Annotated in this window: 21 protein-coding genes; 13 read left to right on the plus strand and 8 right to left on the minus strand. The window is 66.8% G+C overall.

Annotated elements, in window-relative coordinates:
• Positions 1 to 155 precede the first annotated feature (155 nt).
• The gene (locus tag O0S08_RS30395; protein ID WP_269032846.1) at positions 156 to 839 is read right to left on the minus strand and encodes a DUF3179 domain-containing (seleno)protein; all 684 of its coding nucleotides are present in this window, start codon (positions 837 to 839) and stop codon (positions 156 to 158) included.
• A 213-nt stretch (positions 840 to 1,052) separates the two neighbouring features.
• On the opposite strand from O0S08_RS30395, the gene O0S08_RS30400 reads away from it, so the two are divergent.
• Complete coding sequence (locus tag O0S08_RS30400; RefSeq protein ID WP_269032847.1) at positions 1,053 to 2,141, plus strand: tyrosine-type recombinase/integrase; 1,089 nt, start codon at positions 1,053 to 1,055, stop codon at positions 2,139 to 2,141.
• A 138-nt stretch (positions 2,142 to 2,279) separates the two neighbouring features.
• Here O0S08_RS30400 and O0S08_RS30405 read toward each other — a convergent pair whose 3' ends face one another.
• Positions 2,280 to 3,092: a toll/interleukin-1 receptor domain-containing protein gene (locus O0S08_RS30405; RefSeq protein ID WP_269032848.1), complete on the minus strand. Its 813-nt coding sequence runs from the start codon at positions 3,090 to 3,092 to the stop codon at positions 2,280 to 2,282.
• A 463-nt stretch (positions 3,093 to 3,555) separates the two neighbouring features.
• Between O0S08_RS30405 and O0S08_RS30410 the strand changes: the two genes are divergently transcribed.
• The 5 genes from O0S08_RS30410 (at position 3,556) to tnpC (ending at position 7,632) form a co-directional block, all read left to right on the plus strand.
• Positions 3,556 to 4,509 (plus strand): hypothetical protein, encoded by a 954-nt coding sequence (locus tag O0S08_RS30410; RefSeq protein WP_269032849.1) that lies wholly within the window; start codon positions 3,556 to 3,558, stop codon positions 4,507 to 4,509.
• Positions 4,510 to 4,634: 125 nt separating this feature from the next.
• Positions 4,635 to 4,949 (plus strand): hypothetical protein, encoded by a 315-nt coding sequence (locus O0S08_RS30415; protein WP_269032850.1) that lies wholly within the window; start codon positions 4,635 to 4,637, stop codon positions 4,947 to 4,949.
• Between the two features lie 215 nt (positions 4,950 to 5,164).
• The gene (gene tnpA, locus O0S08_RS30420) at positions 5,165 to 5,593 is read left to right on the plus strand and encodes an IS66 family insertion sequence element accessory protein TnpA (RefSeq protein ID WP_269032851.1); all 429 of its coding nucleotides are present in this window, start codon (positions 5,165 to 5,167) and stop codon (positions 5,591 to 5,593) included.
• Complete coding sequence (gene tnpB / locus O0S08_RS30425) at positions 5,590 to 5,931, plus strand: IS66 family insertion sequence element accessory protein TnpB (RefSeq protein ID WP_269032852.1); 342 nt, start codon at positions 5,590 to 5,592, stop codon at positions 5,929 to 5,931. Before tnpA ends, tnpB begins: the two co-directional genes overlap by 4 nt.
• 30 nt (positions 5,932 to 5,961) lie before the next feature.
• Complete coding sequence (gene tnpC / locus O0S08_RS30430) at positions 5,962 to 7,632, plus strand: IS66 family transposase (protein ID WP_269032853.1); 1,671 nt, start codon at positions 5,962 to 5,964, stop codon at positions 7,630 to 7,632.
• Positions 7,633 to 7,793: 161 nt separating this feature from the next.
• Here the strand turns inward: tnpC and O0S08_RS30435 are convergent, their stop codons facing one another.
• Positions 7,794 to 8,135 carry a hypothetical protein gene (locus tag O0S08_RS30435; RefSeq protein ID WP_269032854.1) on the minus strand — a complete coding sequence of 114 codons (342 nt, stop codon included), beginning with the start codon at positions 8,133 to 8,135 and terminating at the stop codon, positions 7,794 to 7,796.
• Positions 8,136 to 8,249: 114 nt separating this feature from the next.
• The gene (locus O0S08_RS30440) at positions 8,250 to 8,684 is read right to left on the minus strand and encodes a hypothetical protein (protein WP_269032855.1); all 435 of its coding nucleotides are present in this window, start codon (positions 8,682 to 8,684) and stop codon (positions 8,250 to 8,252) included.
• Between the two features lie 42 nt (positions 8,685 to 8,726).
• Between O0S08_RS30440 and O0S08_RS30445 the strand changes: the two genes are divergently transcribed.
• From O0S08_RS30445 to O0S08_RS30465, 5 genes are all read left to right on the plus strand, one after another.
• Entirely contained in the window at positions 8,727 to 8,888 is a 162-nt protein-coding gene (locus O0S08_RS30445; RefSeq protein WP_269032856.1) for a hypothetical protein, read from the plus strand.
• A gap of 184 nt (positions 8,889 to 9,072) precedes the next feature.
• A complete protein-coding gene (locus O0S08_RS30450) occupies positions 9,073 to 9,774 on the plus strand; it encodes a hypothetical protein (protein WP_269032857.1) in 702 nt (233 codons plus the stop codon).
• A complete protein-coding gene (locus O0S08_RS30455; protein ID WP_269032858.1) occupies positions 9,771 to 10,499 on the plus strand; it encodes a hypothetical protein in 729 nt (242 codons plus the stop codon). The genes O0S08_RS30450 and O0S08_RS30455 overlap by 4 nt, the downstream gene beginning before the upstream one ends.
• Before the next feature lie 427 nt (positions 10,500 to 10,926).
• Entirely contained in the window at positions 10,927 to 12,099 is a 1,173-nt protein-coding gene (locus O0S08_RS30460) for a hypothetical protein (protein WP_269032859.1), read from the plus strand.
• A gap of 179 nt (positions 12,100 to 12,278) precedes the next feature.
• Positions 12,279 to 13,181 (plus strand): hypothetical protein, encoded by a 903-nt coding sequence (locus O0S08_RS30465; protein WP_269032860.1) that lies wholly within the window; start codon positions 12,279 to 12,281, stop codon positions 13,179 to 13,181.
• 25 nt (positions 13,182 to 13,206) lie between these two features.
• Here O0S08_RS30465 and O0S08_RS30470 read toward each other — a convergent pair whose 3' ends face one another.
• The 3 genes from O0S08_RS30470 to O0S08_RS30480 all read right to left on the minus strand — a co-directional run bounded on the left by O0S08_RS30470 (position 13,207) and on the right by O0S08_RS30480 (position 18,183).
• Positions 13,207 to 14,781 carry a hypothetical protein gene (locus O0S08_RS30470; RefSeq protein WP_269032861.1) on the minus strand — a complete coding sequence of 525 codons (1,575 nt, stop codon included), beginning with the start codon at positions 14,779 to 14,781 and terminating at the stop codon, positions 13,207 to 13,209.
• 76 nt (positions 14,782 to 14,857) lie between these two features.
• Positions 14,858 to 15,823, minus strand: coding sequence for a hypothetical protein (locus tag O0S08_RS30475; protein ID WP_269032862.1), 966 nt, complete (start codon positions 15,821 to 15,823; stop codon positions 14,858 to 14,860).
• Complete coding sequence (locus tag O0S08_RS30480; RefSeq protein ID WP_269032863.1) at positions 15,820 to 18,183, minus strand: protein kinase domain-containing protein; 2,364 nt, start codon at positions 18,181 to 18,183, stop codon at positions 15,820 to 15,822. Before O0S08_RS30480 ends, O0S08_RS30475 begins: the two co-directional genes overlap by 4 nt.
• A 302-nt stretch (positions 18,184 to 18,485) precedes the next feature.
• Here O0S08_RS30480 and O0S08_RS30485 point away from each other — a divergent pair, with 302 nt between their 5' ends.
• Positions 18,486 to 18,749, plus strand: a complete 264-nt coding sequence (locus O0S08_RS30485) for a helix-turn-helix domain-containing protein (protein ID WP_269032864.1) — start codon at positions 18,486 to 18,488, stop codon at positions 18,747 to 18,749.
• 87 nt (positions 18,750 to 18,836) lie between these two features.
• On the plus strand, positions 18,837 to 20,159 hold the full coding sequence (locus O0S08_RS30490; RefSeq protein WP_269032865.1) for a serine/threonine protein kinase: 1,323 nt from the start codon (positions 18,837 to 18,839) through the stop codon (positions 20,157 to 20,159).
• Between the two features lie 647 nt (positions 20,160 to 20,806).
• Here O0S08_RS30490 and O0S08_RS30495 read toward each other — a convergent pair.
• A complete protein-coding gene (locus O0S08_RS30495; RefSeq protein WP_269032866.1) occupies positions 20,807 to 23,938 on the minus strand; it encodes a CHAT domain-containing protein in 3,132 nt (1,043 codons plus the stop codon).
• Positions 23,939 to 24,065 lie beyond the last annotated feature (127 nt).

Genomic DNA, 24,065 nt, shown 5'->3' on the forward strand with positions numbered 1-24,065 from the left:
AGGACATCGAGCGCGCGCCGGTCGGCGCGGCCGGCCTCGCTCGACAGTCGGGCGGTCTTGCTCGCCCACGACGTGCTGCACCTGGCGCAGTCGCGACCGGCGAACGGCGGGCTTGCTGGCTCGGAGTGGCGCAGCTCGACTACTTCAGCTCGCACTTATCGCCCGTAGATGCCGGTCGCTGGGTTGTACGCCCTCCAATCGAACCAATAGTCCCAAAGGACAGATACCGGCATCATGCACGCCTTCGCAGCCGCCTGCGGTCCCTCCACCGAGCAGCCGCGGAAGTCCCACAGGCCCCCCTCGGCATCTCGCAGGTGCTCCGCGTCGGCCGGCGCGAGCAGCAACGTCTTGCCGTCCAAGCGCCTCTCGAATGCCCGCAGCATCCGCCCACCGCCCGACCACAGCACAACTGGCACATCTCCCAACTCGTCGAGGATCACCAGTTCAGCCGCGAGCCGACTCGCCTCGTACGCCCTCGCCTGCCCTCCTACGGCGATCCCTGCGACGAGCGCCCGCGGCGGCAGCGGCGAGTCACTGGTATCCACGACGGCCGGCAGTTTGTCGATCCCCGGCTCCCAGTCGCGCTCGTAGCTGTCCGTATGGCCAGGTTCGCCCAGCAGCACCGTACCGCCCGGCGACTCCTTCACGAAGCGCGCGACCGTCAGCTCGTCGTTGTGAACCTGCTCGAGCTTCGCCCCGCGCATCGACCCCGCGATGCACTCGCCGCTGACCTGCTGCCAGAAGCTCCCCGTCTCCTCGTCGCGCATCAGGAAGTTCTGGTTGTGAATCCCCGCGAGGTGGAACGTCAGCGTCTTGCCCTGGACTGTCCGCTTCCACACCAGACCGGTGTGGAGCCCACCCGAAACGCCGCCCGGGGTAGCGCCTCGCGTGGGCCTAAACTGGCGAAATTGCTCATCATCGCGGCCCGAGGGCCGCCCCCCTCAGTACCCGCCGACCCCCTCGGATCTCGGCCAGTTTTGGCAAATTTGGGCACACAAATTCCGCGCTGGGCGCCCTCGCACGAGGCCCTCACGTACGATGGAGGAGTTTCGATGTGGAACATTAACGTGATCGCGCGCGCGACCAGCGCTGGTCGCACCTACTGGCAGTACGACTTCCGGATCGAGCTCCCGGACGGAACCCCGTACCGCGAGCGCCGCAAGGCCCGTGGCGCGACATCTGAGGCCGCCGCCCGTCAGGTCGGCATGCGCCGGCTGCAGGAGGTCCTCCGCCAGGGCCCCAAGGCGAAGCGGAAGCCCGAGACGGACATGCCCACCGTCGCCGAGTTCGCCAAGGAGTGGCTGGAGCTCTGCACCGCCGAACGCCAGCGGCCGGCAACCCTTGAGAACAAGCACTTTGCCCTCAAGAAGCACATCCTCCCCATCCTCGGCGCGACCCGGCTCGACGCCGTGGACGACCGGGCCATCGCTCGGTTCAAGCGAGAACGCCAGGGCGTCGCCGCCGCCACCGTGAACAACTCCCTCAAGTTCATCGGTGCCATGCTGCGCTGCGCCAAGGAACAGGGTCATCGAGTTCAGGTCCCCTCCCTCAAGCGCCTCCCGGAGGAGCATGAAGCCCGCTGGTATACGTCCGCCGAGTACCTGAAGCTCATCAGGAGCGCCGAGACCTACGGTCCCACGGAGCTCGTCCTCGTCCTCCTCGCCGGCGATGCCGGCCTCCGCGCCGGCGAAATCTCCGCGCTCCGCTGGGAGGACATCGACTTCATCAACCGAATCTTGACCGTCAAGCGCAACCTTGTCCGCAAACACGAAGGTCCCCCGAAGGGCAAGCGTGAGCGCAAGATTCCGATTTCTGGCCGCCTCGACGCCGCCCTCCGCGCTCTGCACCGGCGCGCCGAGTACCCCCGTGTGTTCACCCTCCCGGACGGCCGCGACGTCGCTAGTTCCGTCCTTCGCGGCTGGTTCGCCAAGATCGCAACCTACGCCGAGGTCCCCTGCCACGGCCTCCATGCCCTCCGCCACAGCTTCGGCTCCCGCCTGATGCTCAGCGGCGCCGGTGCCCAAGTCGTGATGGAACTCCTCGGCCACACACATCTGCGGACCACCCAGATCTACGTGCATGCTGAAGCGGATCACCGCCGATCCGCGATCGACCGCATGATGCTCCTGGATGAATCATGACCGCCCCAGTGCCGGAGATTATTGGGTTCATCGGTAGATAATGTGGCGCTTCGCATACCTTGTTCGTCAGTTGTGAAGTTGAAGGTACGCCAAGCCTCATCGAAGCCCCGGCTCCTTAAACTACGGTTAGATGTGGCTTCATTTATTGGTCGTATTGATGTCAACCTTAAACTGTGGCTGACTATTCAACACTCCGAACATGAGCGCGGAGGGCAGACTGGCACAGAAAATATAGTAGCTCATGGTCGGCGATGCTTCGTCCGCAGCCTTGTATCCCGAGAGGGGTTGCCCCGAAGCATCACGCCCGTCGATAGGTCCATACTGATGCAGCACGATTCCTTGGGGCAGAGTGCTTCGAGGTCCATATGCGAGTTTCATCTTGACAGATTCCTTCTCGCTGGTTGGAACCGCTGCGTAGAAGGGCGCCCAAGTGCCTGCTCGTGGTCTCACTTCGATGGCGAATCTGCCAAATGAATCACTTGTAACGGTGTGGACGGTAATAGCGTATGGCTGCAACTCTTCGCGAGGGATTGCGGGCGTGCGTCGTTCCGCGGCCGCCTTTATCCGTTCCAGCCAATGCGAATCCTTCATGGACACGCACAGTCGCACTCCGAGAGCTGGTGGGAGGATGCTTCGGTCCACAGAGGATTGGAAAAGAGCGATGACGGGAAAACCCTGGCCGTGCTTCCCGAGAGCACGATCGAGGGCGTACGCTAGTTCTTCTTTACAAGCTTCGCTGCCGCAACTGTTCTGCGTGGCCAAAATGATCCATGCCGCAAGGTCGTCTTTGGACAGTTCGCGCCCGATCTGCTCCCACAAGCGCTGTCCGGCGGACAGCGTCCAGCGATCAAGGCGGGTCTCCAGGCCGACGCCCGCGAGTTGCTGAGCGATGAAATCGACATCGCCATCTGTATTGTCGTTCCAGGCGTACGTGAGCCAAACCGGAAGCATGTTCTCCCCTACCACGACGTCGATAAGTGACAAGTCTGCATAAGTGGACTTGCGCGGACATCAAGGCCGGGGCGTTGGTGTGCCCGATGCTACTAAGCCAGTGTCCTGCAAGCGCCACCGACGTGAAGCGCACCGTGTGGCCGGCGTCTCGGAGAGCTGGGCCGTCGCTTGTCCCGGTGTGAACAGGGCCAGCGGGTCGGGCTGCTCGTCCTCGGGGGGCAGGACGAGCACGTTGCGCGTCCCTCCGGCCCCTACGGTGAGCGTCCACTCGCGTGACTGGCGTGCTCGAATATGCGGCGCAGTCCTCGCTCCCCATCCCTCATAGACCCGGCACGAAGGCACATCCATCAGACATTTACCTACAGGCAGGGACGACTACGCCGTCTACTTGACTTTGCCACAACTCCTTGTGGATAATTTGGCCCCGCCATCTCTTAAATCGTCCGCCGGAAGCAACTGCAACATGACCAACCGCGAGGATACCAACCATGGGTGGAGTACGTTCTGGTCTTGGCTCACTCTCACGTCTGACATTCTCGATTCCCCGAGAGCGAAGGTCGCGTGTTTACTCTTCGATGAAATTATCTGTCAAGCTCCCCCCTTGGACAACAATAATTCTGTTCTGATTGAGCAAATTCGGGCGTCGGAGCCGAATCTTGCTCCTGAAGCCGCAGCCTTTCTTGAAACTCAGTTTGTCTCGATTGAGACTCGGATCCCTCAATACAAGATGGATATTTTTGAGTTCTTCGACCGGAACAAGTCAGGCAGTCACTTGCCCCCACTGGTGAAGCTGACCCAAGACGCAGTAAAATCATACTATGAGAAGACTTTCCCAGACGTTAACGTCTCAGAATGGCCGACCAATGTCGAAGTCTATAAACTCGGCTATTACCTCTCCCATAGCTTGGTAACGTGGTTTCGATTGCAGGTTGACGGATGCTCGTTCCTGGGTCACCCGATGGAACATGCCGCTTTGAACGCCTGGTTCGACACACATGCCTTAGGCGACGCCAAAACCCCGCTCACCGAAATCATCCTCAACGGACTACCCAACCTTGCGAACGCGACGTGGAACGATGTGTTTGAAATGAGAAGTCATCCGCATTTCGCCAACTTCCGAGACAAATGTCTGGAGATTCAGCGCTTGGTTGCTGCAGATGCTGCAATCGAGGCGGGCCGGCTTCTACAGGATGCTTTTCAAAACACCCTCCGCGAGATCGTCATGAGGACGCGTCCCAAGCTTGGGCTGACGACTGTTCGTGGGATGCTGAGCAACATGCCATTACCTATTCCATTTAATCCATTCAGCATTGCTGACGCTGGTGTAACACTTGCAAAGGAGATCGACTTTAGGCGCAAATATGGATGGCTCTATTTTGTGCTTGATGCAGAGACTCGTTCTGCTTCGGCGTCGTAACAACCTGGACATTGCCACGACGGCGGCAGTTGTGGGATAGATGACAGGCTCAATCGGGGCACCGGAGACCCGACGTACATGCTCGCCGTGCCCCGTCGTGACGGGGGGGGCCGTGAGGTCTCGGCATGCGGACGAGACCGATGGAGACGAAGCAGAAGCGGCGGAGCGAGAGGTTCAAGCGGAAGGCGCTGGCGCGGTGGCGGCTGTTGGCGACGAGCGGAGTTTCGCTCGGGCAGGCCGCGCTGGAGATCGGCGTGACGGTAGAAGAGCTCCGCGCGTGGTCGCGGGGCGTGGAGATCGAGGCGCCGTTGCTCGTGCCGGTGCAGGTCGCGGGCGAGCCGGCGACGCCGCGGGAGATCGTCGTCGTGCTCGCGGGCGGCGTTCGGGTCGAGGGACTGACCCTCGCGGAGGTCGCCGAGCTGGTGCGGAGGTTGTCGTGATCGGGGCGCAGGGTCGAGTGCCGGTGTTCGCGTATCATGTAAGCGTCCGGCGAGCTACGTCGTGACAAGGTGCCAGCCGAGGACCTACAAGAGGGCCTCGGAGGCTGAATGTCGAAAGAGAGTGATGAAGATCGTGGTGACCAAGGCGCGGTCGTGCTGCAGCCCGAGCCGCCGGCGCGAGGGACGTTCGCGCTGCTGATCCCGAGCGACATGTCGTGGCAGGCGAGCTCGTTCGGCGGTGCGCTGCGGCTGGACTTCCGACCGATGCGGCCGAGAGACCGGGCGGCGCGAGCGCGGGCGAAGGCCAAGCCATGAGCGCGAGGGGGGAGGCGACGTGGCGCAAGCGGGTCGACGGCTGGATCGCCAGCGGTCAGACCTGCAAGGAGTACGCGGCGCGTATCCGGGTCAATCCACACACCCTGGGTTGGTGGAAATGGCGCCTGCATGCGGCGCGGGCCGATGCACGCGACCAGGGCACGGGCGAGGCCGGCTTCGTCGAGGTGACGCAGGAGGTCGCCGCGTCGATGACGAGCGAGCCCGGCGTGCTCGAGCTCGAGGTCGGGCGCGTGGTGCTCCGGATCCTTGGCCATGTCGAGGCCGACATGCTCGGGCGCGTGCTCGACGTGCTGGAGGGACGACGATGATCCCGGCATCGGTGCGGATCTTCGTATGCACGGAGCCTCAGGACATGCGGCGCGGGTTTGATGCGCTCGCGCTCACGGTGCGGCAGGTGATCGGCGAGGACCCGCGCGGCGGGGCGGTCTTCGTGTTCGCCAGTCGCAGGTCCGATCGCGTGAAGGTGCTGTGGTGGGACCGTAACGGCTACTGCCTGATGTACAAGCGGCTGCATCGGGCGCTGTTCCGCGTACCGGCGGCGGACGAGCCGGCGCAGCGCTCGGTGGTCGTCGACCCGAAGGGCTTCGCGGAGCTGCTGCGGGGCGTCGAGCGAACCTCGCGCCGTGAGGGTCGAAATCGCTCTTGACGTGAATGCTCAAAAGCGTACGTAGGAGGCGTGACCGAGGTCGAGCTCGTCCGCAATGAACTCGAGAGCCGCATGCGCGAGCATGCGGACGCGATCGGCAAGCTGACCGCCGAGCGCGAGCGGTACAAGACGCTGTACATGGAGCTGCTCGAGCGCTGCAAGCTGCTCGAGAAGGGCATCGTCGTCGGCAAGAAGGCCGAGCGCTTCGCCGCCGGCGACGACCCGCAGCTCGCGCTGCAGATCCTCGAGATGATGCTCGCCGGCCGCGACGTCGTCGTCGAGGAGGTCGAGGAAGAGGTCGAGCTCGACGACGCCGAGGATGAAGACGCCGACGACCCGGAGGTCGATCGTCCTGCGCCTGCCCGGCGGCGCTCTCGCGGTCGCCGCCCCTTGCCCGAGAACCTCCCGCGGGTCGAGATCGAGGTCCTGCCGCCCGAGGTCGTGCGTGAGGGCCTCGACGCGTTCCAGCGGATCGGCCAGGTCGTCAGCGAGGTCGTCGAACGTCGACCGGCCTCGCTCGTCGTCGCGCGGATCGTCCGGCCGAAGTTTGTCCGCAAGGGCGAGGCGCTGGGCACGGTCGAGGACCGGACGATCGAGGCACCGGCGGTGCAGATTGCCGAGCGCCTGGAGCTGCCGATCGAGCGCGGCCTCGCCGGCCCTGGCCTTCTCGCCGACACGATCGTCCATCGCTGGCAGGACCACCTGCCCGCGAACCGCCTCGAGGCGCTCTACGCTCGCGACGGCCTCCAGCTCGCGCGCTCGACGATCTGCGGCTGGCACGAGCAGCTCGCGGACCTCGTCGAGCCGCTCGTCGAGGCCATGTTTGCCGACGCCTTCACCCAGCCCTATCTCTGCACCGACGCGACCGGCGTCCTCGTGCAGGCGAAGGAGCAGTGCCAGCGCGCCCACTTCTGGGTGCTTGTCGCGCCGGAGCGCCACGTCCTCTTTCGCTTCTCGCCGGCCCACGACAGCGAGGCCGTCGACCGGCTCCTGAAGGGCTATGCGGGCTATCTCGTCGCCGACGCCCACGCGGTCTACGATCACTTGTACGCGACCGGCGACGTCCTCGAGGTCGGCTGCTGGGCCCACTGCAGGAGGTACTTCTTCAAGTGCCTCGGATCGGAGCCGGAGCTGGCCCGGCACGCGTTGTCGCTGATCAAGGCGCTCTTCAAGATCGAGCGCGCACTGGCGACGGCGCCCCGCAAGAAGCGAGAGTCGGTCCGCCAGGCAAAGTCGAGACCGATCGTCGACGCATTCTTCCTCTGGTGCGACCAGCAGGCCGCGCTCGCCCTCGACGGTACGCCGCTGGTCAAGGCCCTCGGCTACGCCCGCAATCAGCGGATCGCGCTGCAGCGCTTTCTTGGCGACGGCCGCCTGCCCCTCGAGAACAACATCTCCGAGCGCAACCTCCGACGCGAGGTCATCGGCCGCAAGAACTGGCTGTTCCTCGGCAGCGAGGAGGGCGCCCGCGCCAACACGCTCTTCGTCTCGCTCCTGGCGAGCTGCCAGCTCCACCGGATCGAGCCCTTGGCATACCTCCGCGACCTGCTGTGCCTGCTTCCGTCGTGGCCCCGGCGCCGAGTCCTCGAGCTCGCACCGGCCTTCTGGCAGGAGACTCTGAAACAGGAGGACACTCAGCAGCGGCTCGCCACCAACGTCTTCCGCGGCGTGTCCCTCGGGAAGCATGCGAGCGAGGTGTAGCCGAACGGCGGATCAACCGGGAACGTAGCTCGCCGGACGGATACCGCGTATCGGCGACCGGTCGATCGACCCGACGACATGTCGTCACTTCCTGCGGACGCTGAGGCGGATGGCGACGCCGACCAGCACGCCCGCAGCCCCGGTCGAGGTCGACATGGCGATCACCTCCGCCCGCCCTGCGGCCAGAACGCGAGCGCCAGTGCGAGCGCCAGAGTTCCCGTGACGGCCAGCTTTTCGTCGAGCCCCACCGGCTGCATCGTGACGCTCTGGGCGGCGTCGACGGTCCCTCGCCACCGGGCGCGGGGGTACAGCCGGGCGGTCAGCGTCCACGGCTGCACGGTGACGATGAACACGTTGTCCGGCCTCCCTGCCATCCTAGCGATCCTCCGCAGCGCACCGTCGAGGACCTTGACGTACTCGATGACGCACGACACGAACACGACCGCTGAATGGTCGGCGATGTCCGGGATCAGCCCCTGGGTGATGTCGGCGACGACCGTCACCGGGCACTTGGGACGAGGGCCTGCTTGGCGAGGGCCGAAGCGGTTGCCGACCGCCCGCGGTGTCGGCAGGCACAGCCGATGCCGAGCAGGCCGCCAGCTGTTTGCATGGCGGGCTCATCGACTTGGCAGCGCGCAGACCTTGATCTCCACGTGCTCGACCCCGTTCTCATCGCGGAAGCCGCGAAGCCGCCAGCCGGACGTGACCGCGCAGTGCCCCTGATACATGCCGAGGAGCGCCGCTATCCCTGCGCCGATGCCGGCCCACGTCCCGGGCCGGTTGGTGCAGACCCCGACGGCGAGGCCGGCTGCGGCGCCCGCAAAGCTCCACTGCAAGGCGGACAGCGACATGATGGTCATGCGCTCGCGGAGGGCGACAGGCGTGGTCGGGTCCCACTCGATCGACACGCCGGCCTTGCGCACGGCGTAGGCCAACACCTGCTTGAGCACCTGCATCCCCTTGACGCCCGTGACGAGCAGCTCCTTGCGCTCGTTGATCAGGTCGTACATCTGCCGGGCTTGCTCGTCTGTGACTTGGTCGCCGCTGTCCATCACTCCTCCCCAAGCAGCATCCCTCCACGGTAGACGACCTGCGTGGACGTGTCGACGGTCGACCCCGCGCTCGACATCAGCGTCGCGCGAACGCGAACGCGGGCGCAGCGCGCGGTGCCGATACACGTGCAGTCTGAAGAGATCCTTACGAGGTCCCCAGAGATCCGTGGCGTGCTCGGCGACGACCTCGAAGACCCTGAGTGATCATCGCGCAATATGCCAGATCTCGAACTCGCGCCGTGAGATGTCCTTTAGGACAGGCATATTTCGCGGGTTCGCTGCTGAACTCTCTGGCCGGGCTCGAGATCGCGGACGATTCGCAGAGACAGGTGCTCGATCGATCGCGGCGCGACATCTCCCCTCGCAACGCTATCTCGGCGCGTCTATCTTGAATCGCATGAGTCGGATTGAGAACGAGACCCGATCCTCGGGCGGCCGCGCCGATCCCTTCCGGATCCTTCGCCTCTACTCCATCGAGAAGAAGGATCCCAAGCGACCCGGGCCAGCGCGCAAGACGTTGCAGCTAACCCTCGAACAACTACCGCCCGAGCTGGCGCCGCTCGTGCGCGAGCAGATCGAGGGTCAGCTCCGACCGCAGCAGGTGCTCGAGATCGACGGGATGATCGTCGCTCGGGGCGGCGAGGTCGGTACCGACGACGTCGAGGCGCCGGTAGAGCTGCGCGGCGATCTGGGCGAGGCGTATTCGTTCGCGCACCGGATGCTCTGGGAGGTCTACGAGCGCGAGACCGCGGCGATAGACCGTCTCACCGAGCGCTCGACGGAGATGTTCAACCGCACGCAGGGGATGACCACGCAGCTCCTCCGCGCGATCCAGGAAACGCTCGAGTTGCAGGCCGCGCTGCGGGCGATCTTTGAGGGCGAGACGCTCAAGAAGGAGCAACGAGCGCCGGGTGGCGACGCGGCGAAGGATGCCACGGACGAGGAGAGCGCGTTCTCCACCAAGAACATCAAGGATTGGGTGCAGGGGCTCGGCACCGTGCGCGATCTGGTCGCCGAGCTGGCGAAGATCACCAAGGACTTCAAGGCCAGCCAGGCGGCCGGAGCGGGCAACCCGGGCTCCGGCCCTTGAGCGACCCGCAGACCACCCGTACGATGGCGGCGATGAAGTTTCACGAGGTGGTCGAGTCGTTGAGGTACATCTGCGAGGTCCTCAAGGAGTACGTCGCCACCGAGGAACGCAAGCGGGCCGAGGCGAGGATGCGCGCCGAGGAAGCGGCGCGGCGGAGGGCTGAGGAGGCCGCCGCACGCGAGGCCGAGCTGAAGGCCAGCCAGGAGAGGGTGCTCACACGGCCGGCGGCGAAGTCGACGATGCGTCGACGGTCCCGTCGCGGAGAGGGCCCGCGAGCGTCGAAGCCGATCGAGACGCGCCCGGCGATCCCGACAGTCCCGGCCGACGTGTTCTCGACGATGTCGACGGAGTGGGGCAGCGGAGAGCACCCGCTGCTGCGAGCGCTGCCCCCGGCATTGCGGGCACTCGTCGCCCAGCTCGGCCAGCTCCACGCCGCGATCCGCAACCTGTTCAGCGTGACGGACGCCTCGCGCAGATGGTTCGCACGGGTCAGCGCCGATCGCCGGTGGGGGCCGGCCATTCACGGGCTGATGTCCGGTCTGTTGATCCTGGCCGAGCGGATCTCACGGCGGATGTACCATCGTGATCGGTTCCTGGCATGGCAGCGCAGGTGGATCGACAACAGGAAGCGGGTCGAGCGAATGTTTGAGGGGGACTGGCGCGAGAAGGTCCGCTACATCCTGTGGACCAACGGGCAACGCCAGGCACGGCTGGTCGCGGCATAGGATCGGACCGGACCGGCGGCAACGGAGCGCGCCCGAGAGCGACGTAATCACTCCTTCGCGCGTGTTGTGGACGCTGCGGGCGCCTCGCCGGCGTCGCCCACCGCTCGCGCACGAGGGCCTCGATCTCGTGCAGCGCGTAGAACTTCCGCGCCTCGACGATGAACTTCGCCCGCTCCAGTACCTCGGCACGCCGGTGACGGCGATTAGCTCCTCGTTGGTGACGAACTTCGGGCGTGCCATCGGCTCAGGTCTCCGGCTCCTGCATCTTCTTCCGGCCCCGCTTCGCGCGGGTGTCGGCGCGCCGCGCCCTGTCCTCCTCGGTCGGCGGTCCCCACTTCTCCGCGAGAATCGCCGCGATTTCGGGCAGCGCGTACCCTCGTCTACCTTGGGGTGGAACGTGAGCGGGATCCACGCTAGGCTGCGCTGCATGTGGCCACGGTTTCGGCCCATCCTCCTCGCGTTCGGGTTCGCCTGCGGCTGCACGCCCCGTGACGGTGACACGTCGCCGTTCACCACGACGCGGCCGTCGACCTCGGGACAGACCTCGACGGGCACCACCGACACGTCGTCCTCGACGAGCAGCTCGTCCGGCGACACCAGCGGGAGCGGCGGGGGGTCCGGGTCGACCACCGAGCTGTCCACCTCGTCGAGCGGCGCCGTGAGCAGCGGGCAGACGACGATGCTCTACGACGTGGGGACCGACGTCGACCTCGGCGACCCGAAGCCGGTCGGCTGCAAGGGGAAGATCGACTTCCTGTTCGTGATCTCCCGTGGCGCGGGCATGGAGTACTTCCAGGCGCAGCTCCTCGACGCGTTCCCGAAGTTCATCGACACGATCGAGGCGAAGTTCGCCGACTTCGACTACCACATCATGGTCGTCGACGGCGGCTTGGAGTGGGGCCTCTCGTACTGCAACGACAACTGCCCCTCTCTCACCTGCAAGGTCGGCGAAGACTGTTGTCCGACCATCCCTTGCCCGAACTGCCCGAACCCCATCAACTACGGCGATCTGTGCTGCGGCATCGAGGACTACCCGTGCGGCTACACCCCTTCGGCGTGCGACAACACCAGGGGGGCCGGTGTCGTGCATCCCGCGGGCGGCGACGCGTCGAACAAGCTGTGCAAGGTCGACGGGGGCCTCCGCTACATGATCAAGGACCAGGCTGACCTAAAGAGCACGTTCGCCTGCGTCGCGCAGGTGGGCAGCAGCGGCGCCGACAGGGTCGGCGAGGCGCTCGCGGCCGCGGTCTACTCCAACGTCAACGCCCCGGGCGGCTGCAACGACGGCTTCCTACGGGACGACGCGCTCCTGATGGTGACGCTCATCTCGAACACCTACGACTACGACTCCAAGGGCACTCCGGGCTCTTGGGCGGCGTCGGTACTCAAGGCGAAGCACGACGACCCGGAGTCGATCGTGATGTTCAGCATCCTCGACGCGATGCCGGAGTGTCACCCAGCGGATCGCACGTGCCCGATGGTGAATATGTTCCCGCACCACCTGCGCGTCGATCGTGACGAGCCGGACTATGGAACGTTCTTCGACCAGGCGTCCGACCTCGTGGAGGTCGCCTGTGCGGACTTCGTGCCGCCGGGGTAGCTTCACCCCGCTAGTCGGCTTCCGCCGCGGCGATCGCATCATGGCCGGAAGGCCCGCGCTCCGCCGCCTCGGCCTGCTCGACGAGCGCTTCGCCCCGCCGCACCCGGCTCGTCTAGCGTCGACCAACGGACCCGTGAGCAGCGGTCGAAACGTCCCGGTCTCGCCGCTATCATCGCCGCATGCGCGGAGCGATCGCGGTGCTCGACGACGGCGAGCCGGACCCGGGCGCCTGGCGGCGCGCGGGCCTGTGGCGGCGAGAGTGGCATGGCCCGCGGGCGTGGAGCCGCCAGCGCGGCGACACCCTGGTCACTTACGTCCACGGCCTCGCCCGGCGCGCCGAGCCGGTGACCTGGCACGACGGCGAGCCGCGCCTCGTAGGCCGTGTGTTCGACGATCCCCGCACCCTCCGCGGCGACGACACGACCTGTTGGGCGCTCGCCACCCGCCGCCACGTCGTCGTCGGCGGCACCCTCGAGTTCAACGCCGGCGCCCCCGCGCGCTTCACCGTCGCCGCCGACCAGACTCTCGCCCGCTCCCACGATCCGTTCTCCCTCGCCCTGGCCGCTAGCGCCGAGCTGGCGCTCGCGGTACTCGACGAGTCGTTCGCGCGCGCCCTCTACGGCGCCCTGTGCAACACCACGTGGATCGGCCCGGGCGATGCCCGCGGCGACTTCACCTTCCGTGCCGCGGCCCGGTACGTCGAGTTCCTGCGCGGCCCGGGCGCGGCGGTCCTCGATCTCTACTTGAGCGGAAACGAGGGCCGCGTGCAGGCCGACGTGCGCGCGGCCCTCGGCGCGATCGGCTGGCGACTGCGGACCGCCGCCGATCATGCCGCCGACGCCCTCGAGCTGCAGGTCCGGCTGCGCGAGTGGAGCGGCCGACCCATCGGCCACGTCGTCCCCTGGTGGGAGCTCTCCGCTGACGGCCGTGCGCCCGCGACCCTCGTCGATCCCTCGACCGTCCCCGTCGCGCCGCCTCCCGACCCGCAGGCGCTGCTCGACTGGCTGGCGAGCTCGGCTCGCATCGACGTCTTCGACTACCAACGTGCCGTCCGCCTCGCCGACCCCTGTCACGCCGGTTGACCGTCGAGCACTCGCCGGTCCGGCGCTACCCGCCGATGAATGCGACGGCCGGATAGCCGTTTGCCCCGAGCCCCCCCGCGTAGACCTCGCCGTAGGCGCCGAGCGCCAGCGTGAGGGCGACGTGAAGCACCTGACTGTCCTTGCGGACGAAGGTCCACAGCGGCTCGGCGTTGTCCGGCGCGTACGCCCGGACGGTGAACGCGGTCTCGGTGCCCTTCATCCCGCCGGTGGCGACGACGATGTAGCCAGCGGGGCTCCAAGCGACGTCTTGGACGGCGAACTGCTTGGTCGGGAAGGTGCCGAGCGAGAGAGACCAGGACGTCTCACTACCGTCGAAGATGCGCAGGTCGCCTTCGGGTTGGCAGGCGTCGTCGCAGGTGTAGCCGCCGATGATCAAGCGGTCCGCTTCGTCGGCGGCGACGGCTTGCGCGCCGCTCTGAGTCTTCACGGCGGCCGGAGCTACGGTCCAGCTCGACGACTTGCTCTTGATGTCGAAGCGCAGGATGGACAGGCGGTCGCGCTTCACCTGCTCCTTGTCATGCTTGCCCCACGCCTCGCCGACGAGCGCGAGCGTGTCGCCCGTAAAGACGCAGTCGCGCGTGCGCTCGGAGAAATCGTGGGGGAGTTTCTCCGGGGGCTGGTAGTCGAACGTCCAAGTCTCCCCGGACAGATCTGGGCGGAAGATCGCTATCTTCGCGTCGTCGTCCCCCGAGATCGTCGGCCCGTGCTCGCACACCGCCACGGCGCCCGACACATGACGCGCGAGCGCGCTGGCGATCTCGCCCTTGGTGCCGAAACCGACGTTGATCGGGTCCTGGCCCCACGCGGCGACTTTCGCCAACCACCACCGGAGGCTGTCCTGGCTCTGGCGGTTCACGAGGGCGAACAGCGCGCCGTCGTCGTCGACCGCGAGGTCGATCGCCTCGCACGCATCTTCGGGCGCGAGGAGGCGGACGTCGTTGTCGCTCCACGCGCCCCCCTTGGTGCGGCGTCGGAGGTAGCAGTGCGACATCCCGTTGAAGGTGAGCGTTCCCAGCTCCACCACCTGACCGTTCGGCGAGGCGGCCATCGCCACGACTCGTCCCTCGCCGAGCAGGTTGCCGGTCTCCCAAAAGCCCTGGCTCCCTGGCTTCGGCAAGGCGACCGCGTAAGGAGCCGGCACCGTCTCGCCCTCGACGTCGCCGCGGCGCGGCGTCAGCAGAGCGACATGGTCGGCGCCGTTGATGAGGCCGGTCAGCACGGCGATCTCGCCGTGGAACGAGCCGGGCTCGCCGGGAGTCAGCTCGATCACCTCGCCGTTGTCGAGCTGCATGCTCACGGCGTCGGCGTCGGCGGTCACGGTGACGGCGATCGGCCCGTTGAATTCGATCGGCGTCGGCGTCAGGTCGAACGTCACGATCGACGGCGCCGCGGGCTCGCCAGTCGTGTTGCCCTCCGACTGCGTCCCGCCGCCGCCCGAGGTAGCGTCCTCGCCGTCCCCCGTCACGGTCTGCACCCCCTCGCTCGCGCCCGAGGTCGACACGTCGTCGCCGGCGGTCGTCGAACCCGTGGTGCAGGCGTCGAACTCGGCGCACCCGACCGGGGACTCCCACGGCGGCACGCATGCGAGGCATGCGAAGAGGGGGACGAGGAAAAGGCGGCCAGGGGTGGACATACGGACCTCCCAGAAGTATCGCTCAAAATCGAGCACCGAAAGCAAGCCCGCCCGGGGTGGGCATAAGGGCCATCCGCGAGGCCCGGGCCATGCGGCGGCCCCCGACGCCCAGGAGCACGGCGGAGACGACGAGGGTCGCCCCACCCGCGAGTGCGAGGGCGAGGGTCGGCGGACCCAGTCGGCGATACTCCTGCTTCAGCTCGGCGTCTCTGGCGATCTCGGCGTCGCTGGCGAAGCCGTCGATCTGGCTGTTGAATTCCTGCGCGGCGTGGACGGTGTCGACCAGCCGACCGCCCAGGTAGCCAGCCACCCCGGTCAGCACGAGGCCGATGCCGAGGCCGGCGCCGCCTGCGATCGCCAGGCCCCGACCCGGTCGCGCGCTCGTCGGACGAGCGGACGAGCTGCGCGTCACAGGCAGCAACCCGTCACCGCTCGCCGGCTGCTCAGGACGCGCCGTCGACCCGTCGTCGTTCGCCGGCTCCTCCTGCTTCGCGGTCGACTGGAAGGCGACCGGCGCAGGAGGCGGTGCAGGAGGTGGGTCCGTGGTCGCCAGGCTCGGAGTGGCGGGCGCGTCGACCGGGCGCTCGTTCGGCAAGCGCTTCGCCGCGAGCAGCGGCGGATCTGTCTTCGGAGGTTTGGATGTTCGCCCGCAGCGCACACCGGCCTCCCGCTCCCGGGCCATGAGAGCGTCGCGCGCGGCCTCGAAGTCTGCGCGCAGAGCGTCCGAGAGACCTGTGATCGCCAAGCCCTGATCGACCGTTCGCCGGGCCGCGCACAGGTCGCGGGCTTCGTGTGTCTCATCGTACAGGTAGAGGTACGAGCGGTGGGCGGCGTGGAGGTACTTCGCGCGCTGCTCGGCGGTCGGGGCCTTCTTCGCACGCTTGACGAACAGCTCTGCCTTGCAAGCGTTGTCCCCGGGCTCGCACGTTCTTGCACTGGGGGACGCGTCCGCGATCAAGGCGACGGACAAGATGATCGGGATGATCATGGCGTGTACTCCTCGGTGAAGATCTGCGCCGCGGTGGGCTGAAACCGGATCGAACGGGTCGCCTCTTGCACGCAGCGGTTGACCGCCTCGGGGACCCTGCCGGCAGCGACGGAGGCGAACTCGCTCGCCTCCGCCTCGACCTTGAAATCGACGAACAACAATCCGCCCGCAAGATCGGAGCAGCGACGAAGCTCTCCAGCCGCGCTGTCGAGAGCGACGCGCATGGTCGGGAGGACAGGCGGCGCCGTCGCCGTCGCCGTTTGGGGCATGGTTAGCGGCTGAGGCTGAGTTTGGGGTTGGGGGTCGGCGACCTGGGCAACGGTGACGTGCCGATCGGTGGTGACCTGGGGGAGCGGGGACGACCCCGCGGGCCACCAGATGATGCCGAGCACGATCATGCCGAGCACGGCGAGCCCGCCGCCAACCCAAACCCCCGACCTTCGCGCGGACGGCTTCGACCTGGGCGTGCTCGGTGGGGACGACAGCGCAACCGCGGGCGCACTCGACGGTGCAGCGTCGCAGCCGAGCGCGCGCGAGGGCGTAGCTTCTCGCTCGGGCGTCTTCTCGTCGCACACCTCGTCGGCCATCTCATCCTCGGCCAGTTCGTCAGCGGCAGCATCGAACCTGGCGAGAAGTCCGGTCGCGTCGACGCGCTCACGCGGATCCTCGACGAGACAGGCGAGGAGTGCCGACGCGAGCGCTCGGGGACAACTCGGCACCAGCATCTTCGGCGAGGTGGGCACGCCGACCTTGGCGGGCACCTTGCCGGTCAGCGATACGTACAGCAGCCGCCCCAGCGAGTACACGTCGCTCTTGGCACTCCAGCCCTTCCCGCTGCGCACCTCCGGTGCCGCGAACTCGAGCTTCTCGAGTCCGCCGGTGCCGAGCTTGACCCGCTCCTCGGGCTTGGTCGGGTAGCGCTGGTCGACGGTCGCGTAGAATTTGTCCTCGAACTCGACCATTCCGAAGTCGATCAAGGTCGCCTTGGGCTCGCGTGCGAGGTCGATCAGGACGTTGTACCCGTGGACGTCGCGGTACAGGATGCCGCGCGAATGCAGGGCCTCCAGCGCGCCGGCGAGTTGCCGACCGAGGGCGATCACGTCGGCAGACGTCAGCAGCGTGCCGCCGAAGTGGAGGTCCTTCGCGGGCTTGCCCCGCCTCAGGGCCATGGCGATGTACGGTCGCTTGCGGGTGAGCGACGTGCGGCACTCGACCAGCTCCGGAATTGCCGCGTGCCGCACGTGCTGGAGCACCCGTGCCTCCCGCGCGAACCGGATCCGTTCCTCGCGACTCGCGCAGGACTTCTCGCTGAGGATCTTGAGGGCCACGTAGCAGGCCGCATCCCGATGGTAGGCGCGGTACACCTCGGCCTTGGCGCCCGAGCCGAGCGCCTCGATCAGTTCGTAGCAGCCCTCGAACAGGAACGGCGACGAATCTTCGACGTGGACCACGCGAAGCGCGTCGAGCCGGTGCAGAAACTCGGCGGCTGTGCCGATCCCATCCTCGGGGAGCACCGCGACGGCCGCCGCAACCAGCGCCTCGAGGTCGTCGGGAAAGCCGCCCTTCGGCTGGTGCTCGCGCATCGGCCGGTAGTTCGGGAGGTCGGGGAGCTTCCCCGTACACAACAGGTAGATCGTCGCGCCGAGGCCGAACGTGTCGAACCGCGGGTTCGGCGGAACCAGCGCCGCCTCGGGCGGATAGAACCCGGGGGTGCCGACGATCTTGCCGACCTCGGTCTGGTGGCGGGGCACCGGATCGAAGTTGCCCGGCTGAACCCGCTGCCAGTCCTCGACCTTGGCGATCCCGAGGTCGATCAGCTTGACGAGCGGGCGACCCGTCGCGCTCTTGACCTGCACGATGTTGTTCGACTTCACGTCGCGGTGGATCACGCCGACTGCATGCATCGCTGCAAGTGCCCCTGCGACCTGCGCAGCGATTTCGACGGCTTCGCGCCACGGCATCGGCCCCTCCGCGAGGAGGCGCTGATCGAGGTTCTGCCCCTGTAGCAGCTCAAGCACCATGAACGGAGCCTTGGTATCCGTCTCGCCCACGGCGAGCACCTGGACCACGTTCGGGTGCCGGAGGTTCGCCAGCAGTCGGGCCTCGGCCACAAACCGCTGCCGCTCCTCGGTGCCCTCGACCTTGAGGAGCTTGATCGCCGCCATGCTCTGGAGCTCGAGGTCGCGGCAGGCGTAGACGCAAGACGATGCGCCCGATCCCAGCAGTTCGCCGACCTCGAAGCGGCCGCCAAGCACGGCCGTGCTGGGACTCCCCTCGTGCGCCAGCGTGAAGAGAGTCCACCTGTGAGCGCCCGGCAAAGCGGTCGGTGACGGGGTCGGAGCGTCCGGCGGCGTCGTCATGCGGGCTCTATGCTCCAGGATACTCCGTTGCGTATGCATCGTCATGACGGTGCTTCTCTCCCGCGTCCCGCTCGATGCGGCGGTACTCCGCCCTGTCAGCCAGCGGGCACGCCGAAACGGCGGAGGCGACTCGGCTCGCCGAGCTCCGCAAGGACGGTTGACCTTGCGCCGGTGTGTTAGCGACCTGCCTCAGTCACACTCAGAGTTCCTTATCTCGTTGTAAAATCATAGTAAAATCGTAGACTTTCCATCCTTGCAACTGCTGTTTTCGCGCATCTGGGGGGCCGATAGACTCCCGGCAGATGTCTGAGGGGGTGTTCGTCACGACTGCGCAAGTGTGCGAAGCGGCGGGCATTTCCCCCGCGACTGCCCACCGGTGGTCGAAGGCGGGACTCTTGCCGCCCTACGAGCGCATCCACCGGGGACGCCACGGCCAGCTCGCACGTTGGCCAGCCCACGCGGTGGAGCAAGCACGCTGGGTCAAAAGGAAGCTCAGCGAGCTGTTCAGCTTTGACGAGATCCGCGCGCTGCTGGAGGCCGGAGAGTTCGACAAGTCACATACGTAGCGCTTGACATGTTCTGAAAAATCTGAACAGGAACCCTGGCCAGGGCACTGCTTGCAGGCGGTGGCCGGGGCCGGTTAGGTTCCCGCTATGTCGAAGCGCAAAGAAAAGCCGTGGGACCACTGGCAAGAACAGAAGAAACTCTCCGACGGTGGGCAGGGGTGGACAAGGCTGGTTCAGCGTGACGGCACGCAAGGCGTACTCAAGATCCTCAAGATGCAGAATGATCCCGAACGTAGGAAAAGGATGCGCAGAGAGTCTGTTGCACTTCAGACGCTCAGCCACCCCAGAATTCCGAAATTCGTGGAATGCAATACAGATAAGTATGCGGATCCAAGCATCGATCTGTACATCGTAATGGAGTACATCAGCGGACGGCCCTTGAGCAAAGTCGTCGAGGAGAGTCCCGAAGGGCGACTTGGGCTTGAGGCTGCCGTTCTGATTGTCACTCAACTCATTGACGCTGTTGAGCACGCACACGGTCAGGATATTATCCACCGCGACATAAAGCCCGATAACATCCTCATTCGAGAGGATGGTGAGTTATATCTAGTTGATTTTGGTCTTTCATTTAACAATGACGATGAGGATCAGCGTTTGACTGGAACCGAGCAACAGGTGGGCAATAGATTTATTGCCCTGCCCGAATTTCAGACGCCGAAACCCGGAAGAAAAGGAGACGAGATCTCTGATCTAACACAGATAGTGGCCATTCTCTTTTACCTGGTCACCGGCAAGCAACCAATGACTCTTCGTGATGCGGAGGAACGTCTGCCGCACCGGAGGCCCAGCAGTTCCCTTAAGACCCTCGCACTTGACGCCCAGCCCAGGAGCTTGAAGGCTCTAGAGGCTTTTTTTGATGCAGGTTTCCAATGGCGACCCGACGATAGATTCCAAACCCCGGAGCAGCTCCGAAGAGCTCTCGCCGAAGTCCTGAAGGGTGACTCGACCGGGGAAGATGAGCAATCGCTACTAAACGAGCTCGATGCGATTCACTCGTCGAATGCTAAATGGAATGAAAGTTTGCGTCGTAAGCAAATTATTTCATCTGGACTTTTAGCCATCCAAACTGCCTTCACCAAACAAACGAGTTTTTTTAGGCTTTTCGAGGTCGTGGGGGGTGGAACCAACTTCAGTTCTGAAGTCGGAGACTGCTCCCTCGGCATCAGGCTAAAAACTGAGCCTGCTGCGGCCGTTCACGCCACCTTCTGGGTTCGACTTGAGGACGCAGAACTGGTGGTCATCGGAAAGGGCGGTTCTTTCGACGGCGAATTTTGGCGCCGCCCCCACGCTGCTCGAGAGTTCGATGAACTTCAAAAACTTGTCCGCGAAGGATTTCTGCGGGCCATGCGAAATCTAGTTGGTGCGATAAATGCCGGTGCGTCGAAGCCAGACATCGAAGAACAAACGTAACCGTTCGGTAGACCGCGTCGTGACGTGAACCTCCCGGCGAGGTACCTGGCTTCGGAGGTGGGATGCCGATGAATCACGAGAGCTCAGGCGTCGAGGAGCGCGGCGCCCGCTGGCACCCTGTCGCCGCCGATCACACCGCTCCGCCGCCAGCCGCTCGTGCTCCGCCGCCAACTGCTCGCGTTCGGCGCTGAGGGACCTGCCAGAACACGGCGCACCTCTCTCTGAGGATGAGATCGACGAGGCGATGGGAATCGTTCCCGGAGGACGAAGGACCCGGCGGTGGTCCAAAGTCGGCCGACAGGCCGCCGACTTCCTGCGCGGTCTGCCGAGGTGCGCCGGGTTATGCGCGGCAGTGAGATCTCCCCTGGCGGGTCGAAATTGGGTCAAGTTTGGTACGAATTCCCGATCGGGTCGATCCAAGTGCCGTAAACGCGAGAACTGAGCCCGTCTGCAGCCCTCATGGGCGACGTCGACAATGTCAGCGATGGGTCTCGAGGTGGGGACCATCGAGCGAGCGCTGCAAACAGGTCGCCTGCGATTACCGGACGCGCGCCGCCCATGGGTGGACCAAGCACCAGGTCGCGGCCAATTCATGCCCTGGACGACACCGCCGGTGTGTGTCCTCGCATGCACCGGCGCCACGCCGGTCACGTATCGAGGCAGGTCCGGTCGCGCATACACACCCGCCAGCCGGCCCACGCGTAGTTCGCCCGTAGGTCGCCGACGCGGAGCGGTGGGGCGGGTGTCACGGGCAACGTCTGCGGATCGACGCCGATCATCGCGGCCAGTGCGATGCGCCAGCCGTCGGGGCTGGTGAGCGCAGGTCCGGCGACGACCTTGCGGTAGCGCCGGAGCACGCGGGTCAGCGCGCGCACGTCGGCGAGCGGGTCGCCGGGTCGCGGCGCGGCGGTTGCGAAGCCAGCGGAGATCAACGCCGCGGCCACCGACGGCTGGCGCCAGCCCGCGCCGATCACCGCCCGCGCGCCCGCCAGCAGGAACGCCGTCGCCAGGCTGCGGCCCTCGTCCTCATGGCGCCGCGGCCCGAGCAGGTCGGCGGTGTGGCCGGCGTCGCAGGCCCAGCACTCGACGCGGCCGCAGCCGGTGAGGTCGAGCATCACCACGTCCTTGGCCTGGTAGAACACGCGTCGGCGCGTCAACGGCGGGTGCATCGACATGCCCATCAGCGGCGGCACCCACGCGTGCTCGCCATGCACGAACAGCCGCAACACGCCGACCTCGGCGGCCTTGCGGTCGAACGTAGCGAAGTTCGGCCCCGCCTCCGGCACCACGCCCGCAGCCCGCAGCGCCGACCAACCGCGATCGAGGTCCGGATCCTTGCCCTCGTGCTCGCCGATCACCGTCCATGCGCCTGGGCGTACCGCGGCGCGCAGCGTACCGGCGGGCGCGAGCGTGGGCACGTGCACGATCGCGGGACCGTCAGCGTCTCCCGTCGCGGCGAATAGGGCGGCCCACGGGATCATCTCCATGACCCCGCGCGACAGCAGGACCAGCGCGTCGACCCCGAGCTCGGCGCAGCAGCGACGCAGCGCCGCCACCACCGGCCCGCCCGCGGCCACCAGCGCCGTCAAGGACGCATCGAAGACCGCGTCCGGGTTGGTATGTGCGGCATCCAGACGCAGGTGCATGAACGCCTTCACCGCCGCGACGAACCGCTCGCGCTCTTCCCTCGCCAGCCCGGCGTATGGCGCATGCATCTGCAGCGAGCGGCCGTCGCCGGTGACAATCGCATAGTCCAGCGGCGCCACGTCGAGCAGCACCGCGGTCGTTCGATGCCTGCCCAGCCACTCCGTCAACTCGTCGGGGTCCGCGACCGGCAGCTCACCCCCGAGCGCGGGCCGCCAGCCCCGCGCGCCGCCTTGCTGCAGCTCGCCCAGCAGTTCGTCCTGGGCGGCCGACAGCACCTCCTCGGGAGAATCGATCATATGGCTCGGGCCGACCTTGCCCTGCAGGTCGATCGTCCGCTGCTCGTGCAGATGCACGAGCAGCGGCTGCAGCTCGTCGCCGACCGATGGTTCCTCGTCGACCCACGCCTGCACGCCAAGCAGAAGCGCGGCGCGGTCGACGTCCCAGCGCGCGCGATACATGCTCATGCGCCAGACCGCCTCGGCGCCTGGACCGTGCTCGTGCGCCGGGCCCTGCCCGTAGAACCCCGTATCGGCGCGGTAGGTCGCCGAGCCCAGCAGGTCGCACAGCGCCAGCAGCTCGGCCGGAGAGCACGGGTGGCGCTCGAGGTGGGCGAGCCTCAGCCTCGCCCGCTCGCTGAGCGCCCCGGCGTACACGCGCCGCTGCTCGTCGGCGAGGACGAGATCGGCGAGACCCTGCTGCAGGCGCTGGATCGAGTCCACGATCCTCGCTACGTCGTCGCGCTGCTGCAGCAGCGCGAGCTCGGCGACGAACAGCCGCCGCGCGGTCGTACAGCCCACGTGCCTCGGGTGCACCGCGGCCAGCACGTACGCCAGCTGCGGCCACAGCTCCGTCGGCCACGGCGTATCGAACCACCCGATCAGCGCGCGCAGCAGGATCTCCGCCTCCCGCTCCGTGACGAACCGGCGCTCCTCGGCGCGCAGCCGTTCGGCGAGCGCGCGCACGAAGCCCGCGTCCGGCCCCGGCCGACCAATGTCCCCGCCTCCTTCGCGCAGCCGCCGGAACACGTCCGCGGCGTTGACGAACAGCGGCTCGCCCCGCCGCTCCGCCGTCGCCAGAAACGCCAGCGCCTCGTCCGCGAGCGCCACGAGCTCACTCCGCAGGGCCGCGTCGTCGCCGATCCCGCGGGTTCGCCGGTCATGCAGGTCACGCATCCGGATGTTGTAGGCCGCCACGCGGGTCGGCTCCTCCCAGTGGAACACCAGCCCCGGGAACCGCCGCGGCAGCGCCAGCGCCTCGTCCGCGAGCGCGAGCCCGCGGGTCAAGAGGTCGCGGGCCTCGCCCGCGTCGGCGATGAGAATCACCAGCTCGCGCATCGCCGAGACGCTCTGCTGCAGCACGTGCTGATACGACGTCGGGTCCTCGCTTCGCTCCGGGATGGCGCGGGCCGCCTCGAACAGCTCGACCGCCCGACGCAGGTTGGTCTGCTTGTCTCCGATGGTGCGGGTCGCCCACGCCTGTCCGAGGTTGCTGAGCGCCTGCGCGTGCATCGACCGCACCGCGCGGGCGAGGTCGCCCTCGGACGCGTCGACCAGGCTCTCTGGCGCCGCGAGGTACTCGGCGAGCGTGTCGACGGTCGTCTGCATGCGCTCCAGCCCGCGTTCGTGCACGCTCACGACCGGCGAGCCGCACTCTGCCGACGCCAGGAAGCTCTGCGCGTCGGCCCGGGCGACGCGCGCCACGGGGCTGTCGGCCAGCCGCGCGGTGGCCACGACCCCAGCCTCGGCGAGCAGGATCTCGAGCGGCCCCTCGAGCCGCAGCGCGTGCCGCAGCTTGCGGACCTGCATCATCGCGATCAGCCCGCACATCTCGAGCGCCCTCCCCGACGCCAGCCGGCCGACCGCGTGCAACCAACAATAGAGGGTCGCCAGGCAGCCGTGCGCCGTCAGCGGAGCGCGCGGGTCATACAACCGTTGTATCGCCGAGAACAGCTGCTCCTCGCGCACGCCCTTCGCGTGGCGGACCATCGCCTCGGCCGCCGCCGGCAGGACCTCGAACAGCGGGTGCCCCTGCTCCTCCAGCTCCCCGCACAGCTCGACCGCGACGACGATCGGCGAGCCCCGGCCAAACCGTCGACGGACTTGAGGTGATACTTCCAGCCCTAGATGTGCCATATCGCTGCGATATCGCCCGGCCGGATAACGCTGTCAAGCTGCGCTGGGCCCAGCCACGACCGAGCCCCGTGCTTCGTGATACGATGGCGCAACTATGCGGCGCCGACGACTAGCGTCGACGAGGCCC

This window comes from Nannocystis punicea (assembly GCF_026965555.1).
Classification (GTDB): domain Bacteria; phylum Myxococcota_A; class Polyangia; order Nannocystales; family Nannocystaceae; genus Nannocystis; species Nannocystis punicea.

Bases quoted from the DNA above. Each gene is read 5' to 3' on its own strand.
- tnpB (WP_269032852.1), top strand. From the start codon at position 5,590: ATGATCCCGGCATCGGTGCGGATCTTCGTATGCACGGAGCCTCAGGAC.
- O0S08_RS30410 (WP_269032849.1), top strand. From the start codon at position 3,556: ATGACCAACCGCGAGGATACCAACCATGGGTGGAGTACGTTCTGGTCT.
- O0S08_RS30495 (WP_269032866.1), bottom strand. From the start codon at position 23,938: ATGGCACATCTAGGGCTGGAAGTATCACCTCAAGTCCGTCGACGGTTT.
- O0S08_RS30400 (WP_269032847.1), top strand. From the start codon at position 1,053: ATGTGGAACATTAACGTGATCGCGCGCGCGACCAGCGCTGGTCGCACC.
- O0S08_RS30415 (WP_269032850.1), top strand. From the start codon at position 4,635: ATGCGGACGAGACCGATGGAGACGAAGCAGAAGCGGCGGAGCGAGAGG.
- O0S08_RS30490 (WP_269032865.1), top strand. From the start codon at position 18,837: ATGTCGAAGCGCAAAGAAAAGCCGTGGGACCACTGGCAAGAACAGAAG.
- O0S08_RS30480 (WP_269032863.1), bottom strand. From the start codon at position 18,183: ATGACGACGCCGCCGGACGCTCCGACCCCGTCACCGACCGCTTTGCCG.
- O0S08_RS30460 (WP_269032859.1), top strand. From the start codon at position 10,927: ATGTGGCCACGGTTTCGGCCCATCCTCCTCGCGTTCGGGTTCGCCTGC.
- O0S08_RS30405 (WP_269032848.1), bottom strand. From the start codon at position 3,092: ATGCTTCCGGTTTGGCTCACGTACGCCTGGAACGACAATACAGATGGC.
- O0S08_RS30475 (WP_269032862.1), bottom strand. From the start codon at position 15,823: ATGATCATCCCGATCATCTTGTCCGTCGCCTTGATCGCGGACGCGTCC.
- O0S08_RS30485 (WP_269032864.1), top strand. From the start codon at position 18,486: ATGTCTGAGGGGGTGTTCGTCACGACTGCGCAAGTGTGCGAAGCGGCG.
- O0S08_RS30440 (WP_269032855.1), bottom strand. From the start codon at position 8,684: ATGGACAGCGGCGACCAAGTCACAGACGAGCAAGCCCGGCAGATGTAC.
- O0S08_RS30465 (WP_269032860.1), top strand. From the start codon at position 12,279: ATGCGCGGAGCGATCGCGGTGCTCGACGACGGCGAGCCGGACCCGGGC.